Origin of the sequence: Wolbachia endosymbiont (group A) of Sicus ferrugineus (assembly GCF_947251515.1) — a bacterium.
Classification (GTDB): Bacteria; Pseudomonadota; Alphaproteobacteria; order Rickettsiales; family Anaplasmataceae; genus Wolbachia.
The window spans coordinates 1,184,614-1,204,670 of sequence record NZ_OX366370.1 but is presented as its reverse complement, the minus strand read 5'-3'; the positions used below and the strand labels follow the sequence as shown (position 1 = coordinate 1,204,670).

At 34.8% G+C, this 20,057-nt stretch carries 13 protein-coding genes and 5 pseudogenes; 8 read left to right on the top strand and 10 right to left on the bottom strand.

Translation table 11 applies throughout. The annotated features are described in order from the left end of the window. The first annotated feature begins 124 nt into the window (after positions 1 to 124). Positions 125 to 952 carry an oxygen-dependent tRNA uridine(34) hydroxylase TrhO gene (trhO, locus tag OPR24_RS06045; RefSeq protein ID WP_265033180.1) on the top strand — a complete coding sequence of 276 codons (828 nt, stop codon included), beginning with the start codon at positions 125 to 127 and terminating at the stop codon, positions 950 to 952. Positions 953 to 1,076: 124 nt separating this feature from the next. On the opposite strand, the gene OPR24_RS06040 is transcribed toward trhO, so the two are convergent. Both OPR24_RS06040 and OPR24_RS06035 read right to left on the bottom strand, forming a co-directional pair. Then, positions 1,077 to 1,322 carry a hypothetical protein gene (locus tag OPR24_RS06040; protein WP_265033178.1) on the bottom strand — a complete coding sequence of 82 codons (246 nt, stop codon included), beginning with the start codon at positions 1,320 to 1,322 and terminating at the stop codon, positions 1,077 to 1,079. An 87-nt stretch (positions 1,323 to 1,409) separates the two neighbouring features. Continuing rightward, the gene (locus OPR24_RS06035; RefSeq protein ID WP_265033176.1) at positions 1,410 to 1,787 is read right to left on the bottom strand and encodes a leucine-rich repeat domain-containing protein; all 378 of its coding nucleotides are present in this window, start codon (positions 1,785 to 1,787) and stop codon (positions 1,410 to 1,412) included. A 76-nt stretch (positions 1,788 to 1,863) separates the two neighbouring features. Here OPR24_RS06035 and OPR24_RS06030 point away from each other — a divergent pair. Further along, a pseudogene (locus OPR24_RS06030) lies at positions 1,864 to 2,875 on the top strand (IS630 family transposase). Positions 2,876 to 3,007: 132 nt separating this feature from the next. Here the strand turns inward: OPR24_RS06030 and OPR24_RS06025 are convergent. Continuing rightward, positions 3,008 to 3,580 (bottom strand): annotated as a pseudogene (locus OPR24_RS06025) (AAA family ATPase); the annotation flags it as partial. 365 nt (positions 3,581 to 3,945) lie between these two features. Further along, positions 3,946 to 4,620 carry a septal ring lytic transglycosylase RlpA family protein gene (locus tag OPR24_RS06020; protein WP_320157120.1) on the bottom strand — a complete coding sequence of 225 codons (675 nt, stop codon included), beginning with the start codon at positions 4,618 to 4,620 and terminating at the stop codon, positions 3,946 to 3,948. Positions 4,621 to 4,646: 26 nt separating this feature from the next. On the opposite strand from OPR24_RS06020, the gene murC reads away from it, so the two are divergent. The 3 genes from murC to cgtA are packed head-to-tail and all read left to right on the top strand — an operon-like array spanning position 4,647 to position 8,441. Beyond that, positions 4,647 to 6,152 (top strand): UDP-N-acetylmuramate--L-alanine ligase, encoded by a 1,506-nt coding sequence (gene murC, locus OPR24_RS06015; protein ID WP_265033172.1) that lies wholly within the window; start codon positions 4,647 to 4,649, stop codon positions 6,150 to 6,152. Positions 6,153 to 6,156: 4 nt separating this feature from the next. Next, a complete protein-coding gene (eno, locus tag OPR24_RS06010; protein WP_265033170.1) occupies positions 6,157 to 7,431 on the top strand; it encodes a phosphopyruvate hydratase in 1,275 nt (424 codons plus the stop codon). After that, positions 7,419 to 8,441: an Obg family GTPase CgtA gene (gene cgtA, locus OPR24_RS06005; RefSeq protein WP_265033168.1), complete on the top strand. Its 1,023-nt coding sequence runs from the start codon at positions 7,419 to 7,421 to the stop codon at positions 8,439 to 8,441. Before eno ends, cgtA begins: the two co-directional genes overlap by 13 nt. A 585-nt stretch (positions 8,442 to 9,026) precedes the next feature. Here the strand turns inward: cgtA and OPR24_RS06665 are convergent. After that, positions 9,027 to 9,974: pseudogene (locus OPR24_RS06665) on the bottom strand (IS3 family transposase); the annotation flags it as partial. Between the two features lie 385 nt (positions 9,975 to 10,359). On the opposite strand from OPR24_RS06665, the pseudogene OPR24_RS05985 reads away from it, so the two are divergent. After that, positions 10,360 to 11,221: pseudogene (locus tag OPR24_RS05985) on the top strand (IS630 family transposase). 204 nt (positions 11,222 to 11,425) lie between these two features. Here the strand turns inward: OPR24_RS05985 and OPR24_RS05980 are convergent. The 3 genes from OPR24_RS05980 to OPR24_RS05970 are packed head-to-tail and all read right to left on the bottom strand — an operon-like array spanning position 11,426 to position 13,934. Next, positions 11,426 to 12,154 (bottom strand): ATP-binding cassette domain-containing protein, encoded by a 729-nt coding sequence (locus OPR24_RS05980; RefSeq protein ID WP_264338852.1) that lies wholly within the window; start codon positions 12,152 to 12,154, stop codon positions 11,426 to 11,428. Positions 12,155 to 12,161: 7 nt separating this feature from the next. Continuing rightward, entirely contained in the window at positions 12,162 to 13,001 is an 840-nt protein-coding gene (locus tag OPR24_RS05975) for an ABC transporter permease (RefSeq protein ID WP_265033159.1), read from the bottom strand. 6 nt (positions 13,002 to 13,007) lie between these two features. Next, complete coding sequence (locus OPR24_RS05970) at positions 13,008 to 13,934, bottom strand: ABC transporter substrate-binding protein (protein WP_265033157.1); 927 nt, start codon at positions 13,932 to 13,934, stop codon at positions 13,008 to 13,010. A gap of 776 nt (positions 13,935 to 14,710) precedes the next feature. On the opposite strand from OPR24_RS05970, the pseudogene OPR24_RS05965 reads away from it, so the two are divergent. Continuing rightward, positions 14,711 to 15,722, top strand: a pseudogene (locus OPR24_RS05965) (IS630 family transposase). A gap of 135 nt (positions 15,723 to 15,857) precedes the next feature. Here the strand turns inward: OPR24_RS05965 and topA are convergent. Beyond that, on the bottom strand, positions 15,858 to 18,308 hold the full coding sequence (gene topA / locus OPR24_RS05960) for a type I DNA topoisomerase (protein WP_265033156.1): 2,451 nt from the start codon (positions 18,306 to 18,308) through the stop codon (positions 15,858 to 15,860). Positions 18,309 to 18,395: 87 nt separating this feature from the next. Continuing rightward, positions 18,396 to 18,527 carry a TomO hydrophobic C-terminal domain-containing protein gene (locus OPR24_RS06660; RefSeq protein WP_458694315.1) on the bottom strand — a complete coding sequence of 44 codons (132 nt, stop codon included), beginning with the start codon at positions 18,525 to 18,527 and terminating at the stop codon, positions 18,396 to 18,398. A 529-nt stretch (positions 18,528 to 19,056) separates the two neighbouring features. Between OPR24_RS06660 and OPR24_RS05955 the strand changes: the two genes are divergently transcribed. After that, complete coding sequence (locus OPR24_RS05955; protein WP_265033155.1) at positions 19,057 to 20,055, top strand: pyruvate dehydrogenase complex E1 component subunit beta; 999 nt, start codon at positions 19,057 to 19,059, stop codon at positions 20,053 to 20,055. The last annotated feature ends 2 nt before the right edge of the window (positions 20,056 to 20,057 follow it).

The window sequence follows — 20,057 nt, the reverse complement described above, 5'->3', positions numbered from 1 at the left end:
TGGATCTATATTTTATATTAAAATGTTATATGTAAAAACTGAAGATATCCAGTAATTAACAGCCGTACTATTGAATATCTTTATAATTTTGTATATCATGTTTTTAGTTGATAAGTGAATAATCATGAGCTTCGTCATTGCAACTTTCTATCACTTTGTAGAACTCTCTAATTATTATGACATGAAAGACGAAATAAAAACTGCATGCGACAACATTGAATTAAAGGGTACTATACTCCTTGCAGAAGAGGGTATTAATGCAACCGTATCTGGTGAAAGAAACGCGATTGATAAAATATTCGATTTTCTACGTTCTGATTATAGGCTAAGGGACCTTACATGGAAAGAGAGTGCAGCAGAATATCAACCATTTAGCAAGATGAAGGTAAAATTAAAAAGAGAGATTGTGAATCTTGGTGTAGGCAATCTTGATATTTCCCTTAAGGGTAAATATGTTGATCCAGAGCATTGGGATGATTTTACTTCTCAACCTGACGTTTTAGTAATAGATACACGAAATGAGTATGAAGTGAAATTAGGCAAGTTTAAAAATGCAATCAATCCACATAATCAGCGTTTTCGCGATTTTCCTGAGTGGGCAAAGTCTTTCTCTGAGAGTAAAGACCTGAAAGTAGCTATGTACTGCACTGGTGGGATTAGATGCGAAAAATCAACAGCGTACATGAAAAATCTTGGATTTAACAATGTATACCACCTGAAAGGCGGCATTCTTTCTTACCTTGAAAAAAATCATAATAAAAATGGTAATTGGGAAGGTGAGTGTTTTGTTTTTGATGATAGAATTACTGTTGATAACTCACTTACTCCAAGCAACACAATAAAATGTATATTCTGCTCAAATCAAGTTTCAACGGACAAGCTGAAGTCAGTTCCACGTGGCCAAGTGGTTTGTTCTGATTGTAAACTTCAGTGTTATAGCTATAATAAGTAAGATTTCTCTACTTCATACCGCCGCAGTATCTCAGCCGCTAACAAGCAGCGGGATGACGAGGTCTTGAAATAGTCTTGTGTTAGCTATAGAAGAAAGCCCCTGTGCTAGTATTTAATACAGATCTTCAATAACTCTTGTGAGGTTGCATATTTTTAACTTCAGTGTTTTCAAGATATGTACTCACAGCATAACCCACCCCAGCTCCGAGTAACGCGCCAACCACAGCAGATGCAATAAACACTGCAACAGAGACGCCAACAGGAGTTAAAGCAGCCGCTCCTAAACAATATGCTGCAACTAGACCAATAACTAAACCAACTGTTGCTCCACAAATATAGTATTTGCCACTACTTTTAAGTTTTTCTTGCAAGTTTGATACCTCATTCTGCAGTTTTACGTTTGTACCTTTATCGCTAGTCTTGCAACCGAGAAAAGTAAGATTTGTAAGTTTAGCTAATTATTTTGCAGCTTCATTGCTAATCTCGCACCTAACTAAACCGAGTGAAGTAAAATTTGTAAGTTTGGTTAATTCTTTTGCAATTTCAACACTAACCTTGCACTCAAATAAACTGAGTGAAGTAAGATTTTTGAGCTCAGCTAATTCTTTTACAACTTCAACACTAATCTCGCACTGAGTTAAATTAAGTGAAGTAAGATTTTTAAACTCAGCTAACTCTTTTGCAACTTCAACACTAATCTTGCACTCACTTAAATAAAGTGAAGTAAGATTTTTGAGTTTGGCTAATTCTTTTGCAATTTCAACACTAATCTTGCACTTAGTTAAATAAAGCCCTGCAGTATTTGGTCTGTCTCTTAAAAGGTCTACTAATACCAATTCCCACTATACAAAGAACGGATAGACAATAATGGGAAAAAAGCCATACTAAAGTAAGTGAAGTAGCGAGGTATAAATGGCATTAAGATCAAAATTATTGGATGAAAAAGTAGTAGAATCAGCAAAAGAAATGCTGAAGAAAGTAAGGAACAATGTATATGTTTCAAAAAAACTAAATGCTGTAATTGCGGCAAAAAAGCATAGTATAACGGCTGTAGCAAAAATATATTGAATTTCAAGAAGCGCACTAACTTCGTGGATAAAACTCTTGAAATTTGGCAGAGAAGAAAAACTGTTTGCTCCTCCATCACGCCGTAGAAAAACTAAATTAAATCAGGCTCAACTACAGCAAATTGAAGCATGTATAGAAGAAAATCCTAATATTACCATTAAAGAAATGAGAATAAGAATCCAGGAAAAGTTCGGATTAAATATCAGCAAATCTACAGTACACCGCCATATGCAAAAGATGAAATTTTCATATATTACACCAAGACCAGTACACAACGTACAAGATAAAAGTAAACAAGAGGAATTCAAAAAAAAATCTCAATGGAGCTATTAGCAAGTATCCAGAAAAAGAGCTATTTTTCTTTGATGAATCAAGGTTTGGCACACATTCGAAAGTTGGGCATGGATGGTTTAAAAAAGGCACTAGGACTCGGGTTAAAATAAAATTAGGTAGGCATAATTTTTATCTCTACAGTGCAGTTAATCCTAAAAATGGAGAGAGTTTTAGCTTATTTGCACTAAATGTTAACACTGATTGCATGAATGTATTTCTTGAGCAAATGTCGCAATATCTAGGGACAAGAGAAGCTGTTCTTGTTATGGACTGTGCTAGTTGGCATAAGTCAAAAAATTTAAAGGTAGCTAAAAATATTGAGATTATATACCTACCTCCATATTCACCTGAACTCAATCCTGTTGAGAGGCTTTGGTTATACATAAAACAGAACATTTTGCGCAATAAAATATACGATACAATTGCTCTGCTTTAGGGTGCTTTGTGCAAATTTATTACTTCTCTTGCCAGCTCCACAATTAAACAACTCTGCAATTTCTCCTATTTGACTGACCAACAATGAGAATTGGTATAAAAACCCACCTTTTGTAAAACAAAGCTTTTTAATGTTTTCTTCAGCACCATGTTTAAAATTTACCTCTTCTAAATATTTTGGAATTCCACCGGTTACTGCAAGCACCTTAAACTTTTCGTATGCTGAAATATTTTTTGGCCAAAATTCATTGCAATCAGAAAGTGATAACTCCCCGAGTGTTAAAGTCAACGATATTCTTCCTACAAAACCAGTACTACTAAGTATATTTTTCTCGATCCAAGATGATGCAGATCCACAAACGACAAAAATTAGCTTGTTATTATTTTTTAGCTGTATATCCCAAAAATTCTTTATTTTGCCTAAAAAAGTTGGATCTTTTGAGCCCATCCAAGAAATTTCATCAAAGAGCAATAATATTTTGCCAGATAGTAAACGTTCACCAACTGCCCATAGTAAGTCACTCCAGTCGTCATATCTAGCAAAAGATGTATTAAATTGTCTAGCAACTTGTCTAGAAAATTCATTAAGTTGGTGGGATGTTGTAGTATGCTTTTCTGGTGGCAAACCTGCAAATGAGTAATGTTGTTCGAAATGTTTACCAAACTCTTGAATTAAACGACTTTTTCCTATACGACGCCTTCCTTTGACTACTACAAAAGATGCAGTGTTTTTTTCCGTAAGCTCCAGCAGTTGCTTCAACTCGGTTTGCCTACCAATAAATGATGGAGACATAAAATACGAAATATCAATCTTTGTCTCGATTATACACAATGAAATTGGAGACGTAAATAAGTAAATTTTGATCTTTGTCTCTATAGTGCTATAGCTAAACTGACTTAGATTTACCGACAATTTGAAAAACGACAAATTCGTCATCCCGCTGCTTGTTAGCGGGATCTAGAGATACCGAGGCGGTATGACGGTTCGCGGTGGCATGACGGTTAAGTAATTCATCATTCCGCTACGTGTTAGCGGATGAGATACCGCGGCGGTATAGCTATAAATTGTTGATATCTTTTTTATATCACATTTTTAACTTACAATAGTTAGCCAGCGTTTCTTACATTAACCAAATCTTTCGAATTCTGCACTCACCACTACCTATAACTCACTTTCACGCAATATTGATCGTTCTTAAAAAGCAATCTAACATTTTTTATTCCTTGATTGCGAAGCTTTGATGCAGCTGATTTAGCAGCCTGAGCACTTTTAAAAAATGCAACATATCCCTTACTTTCTGCACTGTCTTGTTTTGGGTGACGTTTCTGCATTTCTTTTTCATATTGCTTTCTGTAATGAGGAGTATTTTGTATCAATTGTTCTGACATCTTTCTTAGGTATTGGACTTTTACCTTTGCAAGCCCTACTTTATGAAATCCTAAGAATTGAGCTGCTTTTTCTGATAAGTCTATTATTCTGCCTTCAATAAAAGGCCCTCTATCATTAATCCTTACAACAAGCTTTCTTCCATTTTCTAAATTAGTGACAAGAGCAAAGCAGGGTAGGGGCAAAGTCTTATGCGCTGCAGAGATCAAGTGACGGTTAAACACTTCACCATTTGCTGTAAGCGTGCCATGATCTTCTATTCCATACCACGACGCTATCCCTATCTCTTCATAGTGTTTACAGTTTTTTGGATAATAAGTTATACCATTTATTGTGTAGCTGCAGCCAATTTTATAATGACCTGCAGTGCAATTAAACCTGTTGCTAAAACTGCAACTACTCATCAAAACAAATATTAGACATAGGAAGGCTAGGTTTTTTATCATTGTATTCGGTAAGAGGGTTCGATACTATGAGGATTTTAAATTATACTATAATAAATTTAGTAATGAGTAAACATCTACTGCTAAATATTAACAAAACTCAAAAAAGAATAATACATATAATTGGTATAGGTGGAATAGGAATGAGTGCCATTGCTGAAATTCTTCACAATTCCAATTGCAAAGTTCAAGGCAGTGATGCACAATCAAACAACAATGTAGATAGATTACAAAGGCTGGGCATAGAGGTTTTTATTGGTCACAATGCTAATAATATAAGCCAAGCTCAAATAGTTGTACATTCTTCTGCGATAGAATCTGATAATGTGGAGTTAGTAACAGCGAGAAATAACAATAAAACCATTTTGCATAGATCAGACATACTTACTGAAATTATGAAAGATAAATATGTGATAGCAGTTTCGGGTTCAAGTGGAAAGACGACAACAACGGCTATGATTGCTTCTATTTTTGATCATTCTAATATTGATGCAACTGTAATTGTAGGAGGAATACTAAATTCGTATCAGAGTAATTCAAGACTTGGAAAGAGTGACATTTTTTTAATCGAAGCTGATGAGTCTGATGGAACCATGCTAAAAATTCCTGCAAATATTGCTGTTATAACAAGTATTAACGACGATCATATGGATCATTATGGTACATTCGACGATATTAAAAATGCGTTTTCTCAGTTTATAAGCAAAGCAGATTTTGCAGTTTTGCCTGATTCTGTAGGCATTAATTATGATGCAAGTAACTCTATGATGTTTGGGTTTGAAAGTGGTAACATTAGAGCCAGCAACATTAAACAGCATGCTAACAGCATAGAATTTGACGTGTTGAACAACTGGATTCCAGTATCAAGTACTGGAATGACAGAAAAACAGGTGTCATCCCATCACCTTCTGTCATCCCAGTGCGTGACACTGGGATCCAGCCCTTTAAAAAACGTAGTACTAGCAAACGCAATAGGTATTCACAAAATGAGTAACGCCTTGGCTGCAATATCAGTTGCGATAAAGCTCGGGATTAGCAATGCAGAGATTAAAAAAGGCCTTTTGGAATTTCAAGGAGTAGCAAGAAGATTCTCTTTGATTGCCAATATTAAAGGTGTTAAGTTAATTGATGATTATGCCCATCATCCAAATGAAATATATGCAACTTTAACGGCTGCACGTTCGATTACTAAAGGAAAAGTAATAGGAATTATCGAACCACTTCGTTTTGCTCGCGTTCGTAATTTTTTTGGTGAATTCATAAGGATCTTTATGATGTTTGACTATGTAATCCTTACTCTTATTCATCCCCCAGAAGACAAGCCTATTCCTGGTTGTGGGATTGATGATATACAAAAAGCTTTAATCAGTAATGGGTTTAATGATGTAAAGATTATGAATGATGCTCTACTCATTTCACATTTTATTAGTGATTCGACAAGTCCAGGTGATATAGTATTATTTATTGGTGCTGGTAGTAATATAGCTAAATTGGCAAAGGAAACTGCAGCACTTATTGCGGAAGTTAAGGTTTAATGCGATGAATAAGATAATCAACAACGTATTTGCAAGAGAAATTTTAGATAGCAGGGGTTACCCCACTGTTGAGGTGGAAATTGAACTCTGTGATGGAGCAATAGGTAGGGCCTCTGTACCTTCTGGAGCTTCAACTGGTAAATTAGAAGCCTTGGAACTCAGAGACCAAGATGAGAAAAGGTATTGTGGTAAAGGAGTGCTGAAAGCTGTTCAAGCTGTAAATGGAGTGATAGCAAATGAAATCATTGGCATGGATGCAACAAACCAAAGTGCAATTGATAAAGCATTAATTGAACTAGATGGAACAAAAAATAAATCTAAACTTGGAGCAAATGCAACTTTGGGTGTGTCTCTTGCGGTTGCAAAAGCAGCAGCAAACAGTTTCAAAATACCGTTGTATAGATATTTGGGAGGAGAGCAGATGAGTGTTATGCCGGTTCCACTCATTAACATAATTAATGGTGGAGTACATGCAGACAATAAGCTCGATTTCCAAGAATTCATGATTCTTCCGGTCGGTGCTGAGACTTTCAGTGAAGCGATTAGAATAACTGCGGAGGTGTTCCACAACTTACGTAGCATTCTTAAGAAAAAGGGTTATAGCACAAACGTAGGAGATGAAGGCGGTTTTGCACCAAATATTGAAAGTACTGAAGAAGCACTTGACTTGATCATATACGCTATAGAATCAGCAGGTTATTCAGCGCAAAGTGATTTTGCACTAGGCCTTGATGTTGCTTCATCTACTTTTTATGAAGATGGAATTTACAAATTTGAAAACAAAGAACTTACTTCGGAAGAATTGGCTGAATACTATTATAACCTTGTGGAAAAATATCCAATAATTTCTATAGAAGATGCAATGAGTGAAGATGACTATGAAGGTTGGAAATTGCTTACTGTAAAATTGGGGAGTAAAATTCAATTGGTTGGGGATGATTTATTTGTTACAAATTGTGAACTAATAGGCAAAGGAATAGAAGAAAAAATGGCAAATGCTGTACTGATCAAGCCAAATCAAATAGGGACGTTAACAGAAACTTTTGCTGCTATTGAAATGACAAAATCAAACAACTACAAAGCTGTTATTTCTCATCGCTCAGGTGAAACAGAAGACACAACAATATCTCATATAGCAGTTGCATCAAATTGCGGGCAAATAAAAACCGGATCGCTATCGCGTTCTGATAGACTCGCAAAGTATAACGAGCTAATCAGAATAGAAAGCGCATTAGGAAAGGATGCTAAATATTATCGTGGGTTAGCATGGGTTTTATAGACGAAGTAAAATTGTACTTAAAAGCCGGTGATGGTGGTGACGGTTGTGCAAGTTTTCGTCGAGAAAAGTTCGTTGAATTTGGTGGTCCAAATGGTGGTAATGGAGGAAGGGGTGGAAACATAGTTTTCATCAGCGACGCTAATCTCAACACTTTGCTTCATTTTCGTTATAGAAGACACATTAAAGCAGATAATGGGAAAAATGGTGCAGGCAGGGATAGATCTGGCACAGCAGGGAAAGACGTTATACTTCGAGTTCCAGTCGGTGCACAAATAATTGATGAAGAAAGTGAAGAGATAATAGTAGATCTTGACAAGCCTGGTATGGAATTTCAAGTAGCACAGGGTGGAAAAGGTGGACTTGGAAATACTAATTTTAAATCTTCTACTAATAAGGCACCAAGACATTTTACTTACGGTCAGCCTGGCGAAGAAAAACATGTATTATTAAAACTAAAAGTTTTATCAGATGTTGGAATTATTGGCATGCCAAACGCAGGTAAATCAAAATTTTTGACTCGCTGCTCAAATTCCGATACAAAAGTAGGCTATTATCCATTTACCACCGTAAGACCCCACTTAGGTGTGACAAAAGTGGATGATAGCGAAGTTGTAATAGCAGATATTCCTGGAATAATCACCGATGCTCACCTTGGAGTTGGGCTCGGACATAAATTTTTAAAGCACATAGAAAGGTGTCAAATTTTACTTCATTTAATCGATGTAACTCATGATGACGTTGTTTCGGCTTATAGTTGTATCCATAATGAATTGGAACTTTACAATGGTGATCTTGTTGAAAAAGAAGAGATTGTAGTATTAAACAAATGCGACTTGCTGAGAGAAGCAGAAATTCTGGAAAAGAAGAATCACCTAGCCAATTATCTTAATAAAGAAGTGCTGTGCTTATCAATTAATGGTGATTTACAGCCTATTTTAAGATTATTAAGTGAAAAATTGAAAAAGAGTAATTCTAAGGAAATCGATGTGTATGATCCTTTTAAGATGTGAATTTCATTTAGATAATTGATGTTTTTCATTTATTTTATCATATAACTAGAATATATGTGTACGAACGTTTGTTTTTGAAGGTGATTTGCACAGTAAATGGTCAGCGCGTGACGCACTGCCCAGTTCATGTTAGCTATAAATATTTAAGAAATTTACCAAATGGAAAAAAAGGCAAAAGAAGCCCCGTGTTTATTATCCGCTTTAAAATATTGGCGTTTTTTATGTTTTAAACGCTTGACAAGCGAGATTAAGCTGCTTTTAATTGCAACTAACCTACGCTGCAAATATTTAAGAAGTTTACCAAGCAGAAAAAAAGACAAAGAATCCCCGAGTTAGCTAGTCCTTTACTATCTTTGTCGAGTATTGGCATTTTTTGATGTCTTGTAACGCTTTGTAAGCGCGTTCAGCTTATTTAGATAAAAATCTAGATGAAGTTTTGTAAAGACATACAGTATCTATACCTTTTAATCTGCAGATTGGCGAAAGCAAAATACAATAGCTTCAGTTTCATGACGTGTATAACAATGTTACAAAAAATAATATCATAAAATTCAATAGGATAATCCCTAGAGAATTACTCATCTACAAAAAGCCAAATCGTGTTAATGCAACAGAGTTATCGTAACAACATCCCTTATGGCTCATGCTGGAAATGATGTTTTTTGTATTCAATAGAAATTGGTAATTTTGAGAGGTATACTGTGACCCTTGATCGCTATGTAACAGCAGATTTTTATTGGGTTTGCGCTTATTAACGGCCATCAATAAAGAGTCAACAACCAATTGTTTATTTATTGAGCTACTCATTGACGAGCCAACTACCATACGTGAATATAGGTCAATTATTGCTGCCAATAACCTTCCTTAGTTTTTATATAAGTAATATCGTTTACCCAAACTTTATTTGGCTGATCAGTGGTGAATTTTTGATCCAATGTGTTCGGAGCCACAACTCGGTTGCTTATTTGCTGTTTTTTATTTTTGAACCTTCGTCTAAGTTTGGCTTTAATGGCATTTTCTTGCATAACACTTTGTACTGTTTTGATGTTATAATTTTTGCCTAAAGCTTTTAATTCAGCGTGAATTTTAGGGATATGCATTTGGATGCTTTTTTTGAATATCTGCTAGAAGCCCATCTCTTGCTAATTCCTTACTGCTTTTTCCCTTAGCAACCCATTTATAATAACCACCAGCAGATATGTCTAAAACCCTACATAGTTCCTGTATTTTATAGCAATTTCTATATAAAAGAATACTTTACTCTTTTTGACTGGCCAGGGCTTTTTTTTTAATGTCTCTTCCTCTTGTTACTTTTGCTAACTCTTTCTGTAAATCAAATCTCTCTTTGTCATAAGGAGCCTTTGCCTGGAAATGCGTATGCTTCTGACATTTTTCCATCATATTTTCTTACCCATTTACTTAACATACTGCCATCTATGCCTAGATCTTTTGCTATTTTTTTACTTCTGTTTCTTTAACCAGCTTAACAGCTTCTAATTTGAATCCTGCTGTATATTCCCTTCTATTTGCCATATTTTGAAAAAACGTTTTATTTTACTCCAAAAACATCTTAACTTTCTCTCTACTTTTTCTGGGTAAGGTCATTTATTGTACTTAACACTTCTAACCACTGCTCATGTTCCATGATTCCCACCTCAAACTATTTATTTTGCTATAATATATAAAGTTCAATAAGATTTGAAAGATTACCTTTTAATCAGTTCTATTCACCATTATCTCCCCCTAGTATGTAAAGATATTATGTATAATATATAGTACAAATAAAAATCAATGCAAGCATAATCTTTCTAACTTTTGTATTTTTTAAACTTCACTGACATTGATGCTTCTACTTTTATAGCTCTTCTCATAATAATCCAAATAAGGTAAGATATGGATTTATGGTAGTGGGGTTTGTATGCCAGCAGCGTATAGTTACGACTTAAGGAAAAAAGCAATGGAAGCATTGGACGAAGGAGAAAGTAGAGCAGCTGTTGCCAAGAGATTTAAAATTGGAAAAACGACTTTATATGAGCGGCAGAAAAGGCGTGAGGAAACGGGAGATTTTCAGTCAAAAAAGCCTGGAAGCGTAGGATATAACCATAAAATTACCGACTGGAATGTCTTCGCCGAATTTGCAAAAAACCATGGTAGCAAAACTCAGTCAGAGATGGCTAAACTCTGGGGCAATATCAGTAGACAAACGATTCACTGCGCACTTAAAAATATTCGATTTACAAGAAAAAAAGACCTGCGGATATAAAGAAAGAAATGAAGAGAAGCGAGCTCAATTTTCAAAGGTTATAGAAACAAAACGTCATGAAAATCTTGTATATATTGACGAATCTGGAATAGATAATACAGAACATACGGATATTGCAGAAAAGGAGAGAGGTTTCATTCACTAAAATCAGGTAAAAAAACTCAGCGCGTCAGTATGATTGCAGCTCTAAATAAAAATAGAATCATTGCTCCATTGACCTTTGAGGGATACTGTAACAAGGATGTTTTTGAGGCTTGGTTTGAGCAGTTTTTGACTCCAATTTTAAGGTCTGGCCAAACTGTAATTCTTGATAACGCTGCTTTCCATAAATCTAAAAATCGATGATCTTGCTATAGGAGTAGGTGCCGAAATTCTTTATCTTCTTCCATATTCTCCAGACTTTAACGAAATTGAGCATCAGTGTTTTGCTATAAAGAACAGAGCTAGAAAAAATATCTCTATTTTTCAGTCTTTACGTCAAGCTGTTGTTTCTGCTTTTTTTTTTGATTTGTTCTGACTATTATGAGAAGAGCTATAATTAGCTACACCTGCCAGTAACGACATTGTGCCTATTTACCGCCATCAAATGCAAAGAGGTGATACTCTAACTTAAAAGCACTTGCCCCTTTTTATCAGCTACTTTTCCTTAACTTGACGCGTATGCTTTTTTGAATATTCCAAAAGTAAAGCTACAACCATACTTACTAATAAACCAATTTTGTTATAGAGAGTTCAAAATTTCTTTTAACTCTTTTAAGCAAAAATTAAAAGATTTTACTTTATCTATTACTATTCGCCCATTATCCAATACTATAATCCTTTTACCATAATTTACAGCATCCTCTAAATTATGAGTTATCATTACTGAAGTGATGTTATGTTCTTCTATTACTTTAGCTGTTATCGCAATAATTTCTTTAGAAGCTTTCGGATCTAAACTTGCTGTATGTTCATCCAGAAATAAAATTTGAGGTGGATGAATAATTGCAAGGGCTAATAAAATAGCTTGTTTCTCTCCTCCAGAAAAATTATTTATCGGTTGATTTAAAAGAGATAAAAATTTTTTAGGAGTATAGGTTTTAGAAATTACTTCTTTACTTGTAAAACGTTCATTCTTTGGGAACCTACTTTCCCATAGAAGAATATTTTCTTCCAGAGTTAATTCAGTGAATAATCTATCTTCAGCTTTTTGGGTTAAAGTAACAACCATAAAAGCCTTTTGGATAGGTAAGATTTTATCAATAGGTAATTGATTTAAAAATACTTCTCCTTTCGTTGGTGCAAGATAGCCGGCTAGTATTTTAGCTAAGGTAGATTTACCGCTTCCATTGGCCCCAAGTAACACTACAAATTCACCTTTGTCAATATTAAGGGTAGTATCATAAATTATTGGTTTATCACGGTTCGTTACTTTAAACTCAATTTCTTTAGCACATAAATAAGATTCCATATTTTTTTTACCTATAATTCCTGTTGCGTCGCAAGGATATAAATAATATTACCCCTAAAACAAGCTTCAAATTTACAGGATCAATTCCTATATGCAATATGCTGCTAAGGCTTACAAAGTAAAAAAATATTCCGACAAAACATGCAATTACTTGCCTAAAAATATGAAAATACTGAGAATTACCTCTAAAAATATGTAATCCGATGACAATAGCTCCAACACTAGTAAGCGCAAGTCCTATTCCCATATTAATATCCGCAAATCCATTTACTTGAGCAGCAAGCGCACCTGTTAGAGCCGCGAATCCATTACTTAATGCAAGACCTATAGTTCGATAAACTTCTGGTCTTTTCCCTAAAATACCCAATAAATTTTTATTATAGCCAAATGCTCGAAGTAATAATCCTAACCTTCCATTTAGTAAAAATACTAGTGATATAATGATAATACAATTGATTATAGTTAGTGGAATCAACCAATTTTCTAAATTAAATAATGATAAGATCGTTGGCGTTCCTAATATTGATATATTATGGCGTCTAAGTATTCGCAGATTAACTGAATATAGCATAAAGCTTGCAAGTATTCCGGCTATTAAACTATCAATACGGTCATTTTTTTGCATAAAACTAACTATGCTTCCAACTATCATACCTGCAAGCATACTAAATATTAATGCTGGAAATAACCCAAAATCAATGGTACGGGCAAATATACCGGCCCCTAAAACATAAGTACCATCAACAGTTAAATCTGTAATTTTCATAATTTCATAACTTATATACATCCCCAAAATAAGAGGTAGTGTTAAAAAGGACTGTTCTAACGCTATAAATAGTATGTCCATTATTTGTTACTCAATTTCTATACGCTGAAATGGCAAAGAAGATATTTCAGGTTTAGTTAGAATCTTTTGTCTAGAAAATGATTTAGAATTAATAAAGAGCATTAAACTATCCATAAGCTTAAAAGGAATATTTTTAGGGGGAATGCCGTTTAAAATATCTTTGGCAATTAATCCACTCTTAACTCCAATTTCCTTTTCTCGCACCCCTATTGCTATAGTTGCACCGTCAATTACTGACCCTTCATCTGAAGCAATTATAGGAATTGATCTATTATCCGCTTCTTGTTTTAAGATATTTATGCCACTTGCTAGTAAATGATCCTTTAAGATTAGAAAAGCTTGCGTATTTTTAGGGCTATTTTTTATCGCTAGCGGGAGATCAGTCAAGTTATTTATCATCATTTTATGGAGAACAATATTATTTTTTTCTGCATATAATTTTAATTCTTTTACTGCAGGTGCTACTTTTTCACTACTACTATATAATAATGTTATATCATGCAACGATGGTAGTTTATCAACTAACTTTATTATCGATATTTCATCATTAACCCCGGTCACCAAGGGATGATTCTTGTTATTTATTGCTGCAGCTACACAAACGATAGGCTTATTTTTTATATGAGAAATAGTCATTAGAGAGGTAGAAGAACCAATAGGCATGAGTATGTCTTGCTGATGCATTTGCTTAATTATTGTGAGTAAAATATTAGGATCCCCATGAGCATTTTTAACTGTAATTTTAACACTCTGGTCTTGCAACGATTCTTTAATTCCATTAACAATCTGAGTCATTGCTTTATGTTCAAGAGGTACAATAATACCAATATTTTTATGATTAGCATAAACTGCAACAGTAAAAAATAGGGCAGATAGAAACGCTAAAAGATACTTCTTATAATAGAAAGCTTTAAAAATGACGGAAAACAACATCGTGATATCCTATAAAAACTACAATTCAAACAAAGTCTAAAATTGGTGTACAATTATTTACGCCAACGCCATCCTTGATTTAAATTACTAATTTCTACAGGTATCATATATATAAGTCCTATTATTATACAAAACAAAGTCTAATATGTTTTAAATATAATGTCAATTATATTCAAAACAGTGAAAATAGCATTAGAAACATACTGCGAATTAGTGTCGTAAAGGATTTAATTATTTACTTTTCCCAAAAACACAAAAATAGTACGTATATTTGTGAGAGCGGCTCAAATAAAAGCTGCGTTGTGAAAATAAAAACGCAAAGTTGTTGCAAAGAAGTTAGGCAAATTAGCTCATATGTAAATATGGCAAAAGTAGGCTAATATGGGTGATTTTGCGGTATAGTAAAATTACCATATAAAAAAGTTCGTATGTATCACATGGTAGACCAATACATCCCAAAACAAAATCTTCTCACGTTCCTTGGTTTTGAGCGCTAGAAATGGTTATCTTACTTGAGATCTTAATAATATATCTTGCTGAATTAATATTAATTTTCTTATGGAAGAATTAGGGCAAGCTCATGACAAAACAAAATTCAAAATAAACAAAATGTCATGTATTGGTCCTATTAAGAGGCTTTTATTGAAAATTACTCTAAGTCTGAAAACTTTTCCAAGTAAGGATTGACAAGTTATACCAATTCCCACTATACAAAGAACGGATAGACAATAATGGGAAAAAAGCCATACTAAAGTAAGTGAAGTAGCGAGGTATAAATGGCATTAAGATCAAAATTATTGGATGAAAAAGTAGTAGAATCAGCAAAAGAAATGCTGAAGAAAGTAAGGAACAATGTATATGTTTCAAAAAAACTAAATGCTGTAATTGCGGCAAAAAAGCATAGTATAACGGCTGTAGCAAAAATATATTGCATTTCAAGAAGCGCACTAACTTCGTGGATAAAACTCTTGAAATTTGGCAGAGAAGAAAAACTGTTTGCTCCTCTATCACGCCGTAGAAAAACTAAATTAAATCAGGCTCAACTACAGCAAATTGAAGCATGTATAGAAGAAAATCCTAATATTACCATTAAAGAAATGAGAATAAGAATCCAGGAAAAGTTCGGATTAAATATCAGCAAATCTACAGTACACCGCCATATGCAAAAGATGAAATTTTCATATATTACACCAAGACCAGTACACAACGTACAAGATAAAAGTAAACAAGAGGAATTCAAAAAAAAATCTCAATGAAGTTATTGGCAAGTATCCAGAAAAAGAGCTATTTTTCTTTGATGAATCAAGGTTTGGCACACATTCGAAAGTTGGGCATGGATGGTTTAAAAAAGGCACTAGGACTCGGGTTAAAATAAAATTAGGTAGGCATAATTTTTATCTCTACAGTGCAGTTAATCCTAAAAATGGAGAGAGTTTTAGCTTATTTGCACTAAATGTTAACACTGATTGCATGAATGTATTTCTTGAGCAAATGTCGCAATATCTAGGGACAAGAGAAGCTGTTCTTGTTATGGACTGTGCTAGTTGGCATAAGTCAAAAAATTTAAAGGTAGCTAAAAATATTGAGATTATATACCTACCTCCATATTCACCTGAACTCAATCCTGTTGAGAGGCTTTGGTTATACATAAAACAGAACATTTTGCGCAATAAAATATACGATACAATTGCTCTGCTTTAGGGTGCTTTGTGCAAATTTATTACTTCTCTTGCCAGCTCCACAATTAAACAACTCTGCAATTTCTCCTATTTGACTGACCAACAGTGAGAATTGGTATAACTTACTTACATCTATGTAATCTAAATCACGTAAAACTAAAGTGTTACCCCGTATTTCGAATGTCATTTATTCCACCACATTATTAGAGCATATTTCAACTCTACATAATATTTCAACAAAAGTCTACTTTTTATTCTTAATCAACTCTAAAGCCTTCTTCAAATCTATGCTTTCAATATCTGCATTCTTACCCAAAGCAACGTTTGTTCTATCGCATTTTATATAGAACCCGTACCTGCCTTTGCAGATAAAGATTTCTTTTCCTTTTTCATTAACCCCGAGAGACTTTAACTCTTTGCATGGACTGTTTGCAATAATTTGTACAACTTCGCTCAATTCTGTATTCAGCACCTCTTTAGAGCTTTTTTTAAGAGAAAAATATCTACCATCATAAAAAATATAGTACCCAAATCGTCCAAGGCCTATTTTTATTTCCTTTCCGGTCTCAGGGTGTTCTCCGATTACTTTTGGCAAGGAAAGTAACTGAGTAGCGGTATTCAGATCAATATCATTAATATTTAGATCCTTTGGTATGGAAACTGTTTTTTTCTTTTTGGACTCACTATTAAACTCAAGGTAAAGCCCAAAAGGACCTTTTTTAATTACTACCTCTTGGCCTGTTATATCATCTACACCTAAACTTTTTGGATATTCTAAATTGTCATTACTACCTGTAATTTCTTTTGTATGGTTGCATTCAGGATAGTTAGAGCATCCAAGGAACACTCCTGCTCGCCCAAAGTTCAATTTTAATATACCATCAGAGCAAGCAGGGCATTTCGTACCCACCTCTTTTCTTCCTTCTTCTGAACAAAACCAATTAACTACCAAATCGTGAATGCCGCTGAAAACTTCATCATGTGTCATTTGCTTGACAGAATTTACATGACCAAAAAATGGCACCCAAAAGTGGCTCAATTCTTTTTTCCAATCTGCATGTCCATTTGAGATTAAATCAAGCTTTTCTTCCATTTGTGCTGTGAAATCATACTCTACACAACGCTGAAAAAAAGTTTCTAAAAATATAGTAACGATTTTACCGCGGCTGCTTGGAATAAATCTTTTGTTATCCAATGAAACGTACTCACGATCTTGTAATACCGAAATAATTGTTGCATAAGTTGATGGGCGACCTATACCGATTTCTTCCATTTTTTTAACGATACTTGCTTCACTATAACGAGGTGGCGGTTGAGTGAAATGCTGTTTTGGCTCAACTGAAATCAGCTTACACGCTTCCCCTTCCTTCATGGCAGGTAGCAGGCCTTCATTTTCGGCTTCCATATTATCTTGATAGACTTTATAAAAACCATCAAAGAATATACTTGATCCACTTGCTCGCAGAATCACTTTCTGATCAGTAGAACTAATTTCAACTACCACTTGATCAAGAATCGCCGATTCCATTTGACTTGCAATGGTTCTTTTCCAGATTAAATCGTACAATTTAAATTGCTCTGGCGTTAAGTAATCCTTAATACTACCCGGCGTTCTATTGATATCAGTTGGACGAATTGCTTCATGTGCTTCTTGAGCATTTTTGACCTTTTTTACATATTTACGAGGAGACTGTGGTAAATATTTATCACCATATAACGACTTAATTGACCCTCTAATTGAGTTTATAGCCTCATCTGCAATATGAAACCCATCTGTACGCATGTAAGTTATCAACCCTACAGTTTCACCACCAATATCGATACCTTCATATAAATTTTGCGCTATGCGCATAACATTTTTCACGTTAAAATACAGCTTATTCACTGCATCTTGCTGAAGACTTGAAGTAATAAATGGAGGAAGTGGGTTTCTCTTAACTTGCTTGCGTTCTACTGTGCTTACAGCATATTGCCTTGATTCAATCTCCCTGACTAAGTTCTTTGCCTCTTCTTCATTCTTAATATCAAATTTTTCTAGCTTTTTATTGTCATAGTGGCTTAGCATAGCAAAAAAAGCCTCATCTTTGCTATTTTGCATTTCTGCCTTTATGCTCCAATACTCCTGTGTTATAAACTTACTGATTTCATCTTCCCGTTCGCATATAAGCTTTAATGCAACAGACTGCACCCTCCCTGCAGACTTGCTCCCCGACAATTTCGTCCATAACAGTGGTGACAAACTAAATCCAACTAGATAATCCAAAGCTCTGCGTGTTTGCTGTGCGCGCACTAAGTCCATATTAATTTCACGTGGATTCTTTATTGCTTCTTGAACTGCTCTCTTTGTTATCTCATTAAAGACTACTCTATAAATGTTGTTTTCATTACTGATTGCTTTCTTTTCTTTTAATGTCTCTATCACATGCCAAGCCATTGCTTCCCCTTCTCTGTCTGGGTCTGTTGCAAGATATATATCTGATGCTTTACTCGCTGCTTTTACTAACTCTTTTATATACTTTTCTGCTTTTTCAATGGTTTCATACTTTATAGCAAAATCATTATCCGGATCGACAGAACCGTTTTTTGCTGGAAGATCCCTCACATGTCCAAAGGATGCAGCTACTTTGAACTCTTTACTTAAATATTTGCCTATTGTCTTTGCTTTCGCAGGTGATTCAACTATTAATAATGCCATATTGTTAATTATTTTAGTATTTAAAGATAATATGTTGAGAAATATACGATGAAAAGTAAAAAAATATTTTAATAGGTCTTGTGAATTTTACAGAGTAGGTTGTTCATGGTTTCCAGAAAACCCTTGGACCTTGCTATTTTCAAGTGAATTTGAAGGTCTATTACAATAGTATATGATTGCAGCAGCAACCAGACAACAAGCTCCAACTACTATTCCCACTGCTATAGCTAACCCAAGAAAGGTTTACCTGAAGGATAGAATAGGTTATAATGGCATATTAAAGAGATGAAAAATGCCAAGCCCATATAGTGAAGACCTCAGAGAACGAGTTCTCAAAGCAGTTGATGAAAAAACAATGACGATAAAAAGAATTAGTGAAATATTTAAACTGAATATAAAAACAATATATTTATAGAGGAAAAGGAAAAAAGAAACAGGAAACAGGAAACATAAAGCCATCTTCAGGCTATCAAAAAGGTGACTGAGCCTCACCGGTGGCAGGGGTGGTTAATCTGGATCACGAGGTCTTCTTCCTACACTCCATGTAAGAGCAGAAAGTGCCTCAAAAGAAGTACCAACCTGCCACCTATCCACTCTGAGAAGTTATTATCTTCTCTTGCTTTCAACCAAGTAATACTTATTCATATCATCTGGGTAAGGTCAGTTTGTAAAACTTAATTTGTACGCTTTACTCACCCCTAGTAATTCTGATATAGTTACTTTAGTTAAAGTCTATAAAAGTTTATAAATGGCAACCTTAAGTGTAAGAGAAGCTTTATGCACAGCAATCAGAGAAGAAATGCAAAACGACCCTGACGTGTTGATCATCGGTGAAGAAGTTGCAGAGTATGATGGTGCCTATAAAGTAACAAAAGGATTACTGAAAGAGTTTGGAGAAAATAGAGTGGTTGATACGCCTATTACCGAACATGGATTTGCTGGCCTTGCTGTTGGAGCAGCATTCGCTGGATTAAAGCCAATTGTCGAATTTATGACTTTTAATTTTTCTATGCAGGCTATCGACCAAATCGTTAATTCTGCAGCAAAAACAAATTATATGTCAGGTGGACAACTTGGATGCCCCATAGTATTTCGTGGACCAAATGGTGCTGCAGCAAGAGTTGCTGCACAACACTCTCAATGCTTTGCATCTTGGTATTCGCATATACCGGGATTAAAAGTGATAGCACCTTACTTTGCCTCCGATTGCAGAGGTCTGCTTAAAGCTGCAATTCGTGACCCTAATCCGGTAATATTTCTAGAAAACGAAATAGCTTACGGACATGAACATGAACTTTCTGACTCTGAGCTGTCAAATAAAGATTATCTACTTGAGATAGGCAAGGCTGCTGTTATACGGGAAGGAAAGGATGTAACTATCACTGCTTTCTCACTGAAATTAATGGATGCTTTAAACGCAGCAGATTTACTTTCAGGTGAAGGTATAGAAGCTGAAGTTATTGACCTCAGAACCTTAAGACCACTTGACACTCAAACTGTTATTAACTCTATTCAGAAGACTAATAGGTTAGTTAGTGTAGAAGAAGGATGGCCATTTGCAGGAATAGGAGCAGAGCTGTCAGCCGTTGTTATGGAAAAAGGATTTGACTACCTTGATGCTCCAGTTATGCGCGTAACTGGCAAGGACATCCCCTTACCTTACGCTGCAAACCTAGAAAAAAAAGCATTACCGCAAGTGGAAGATATAGTTGAAGCCGTGCATCAGGTCTGCTTTAGAAAAAAATAACC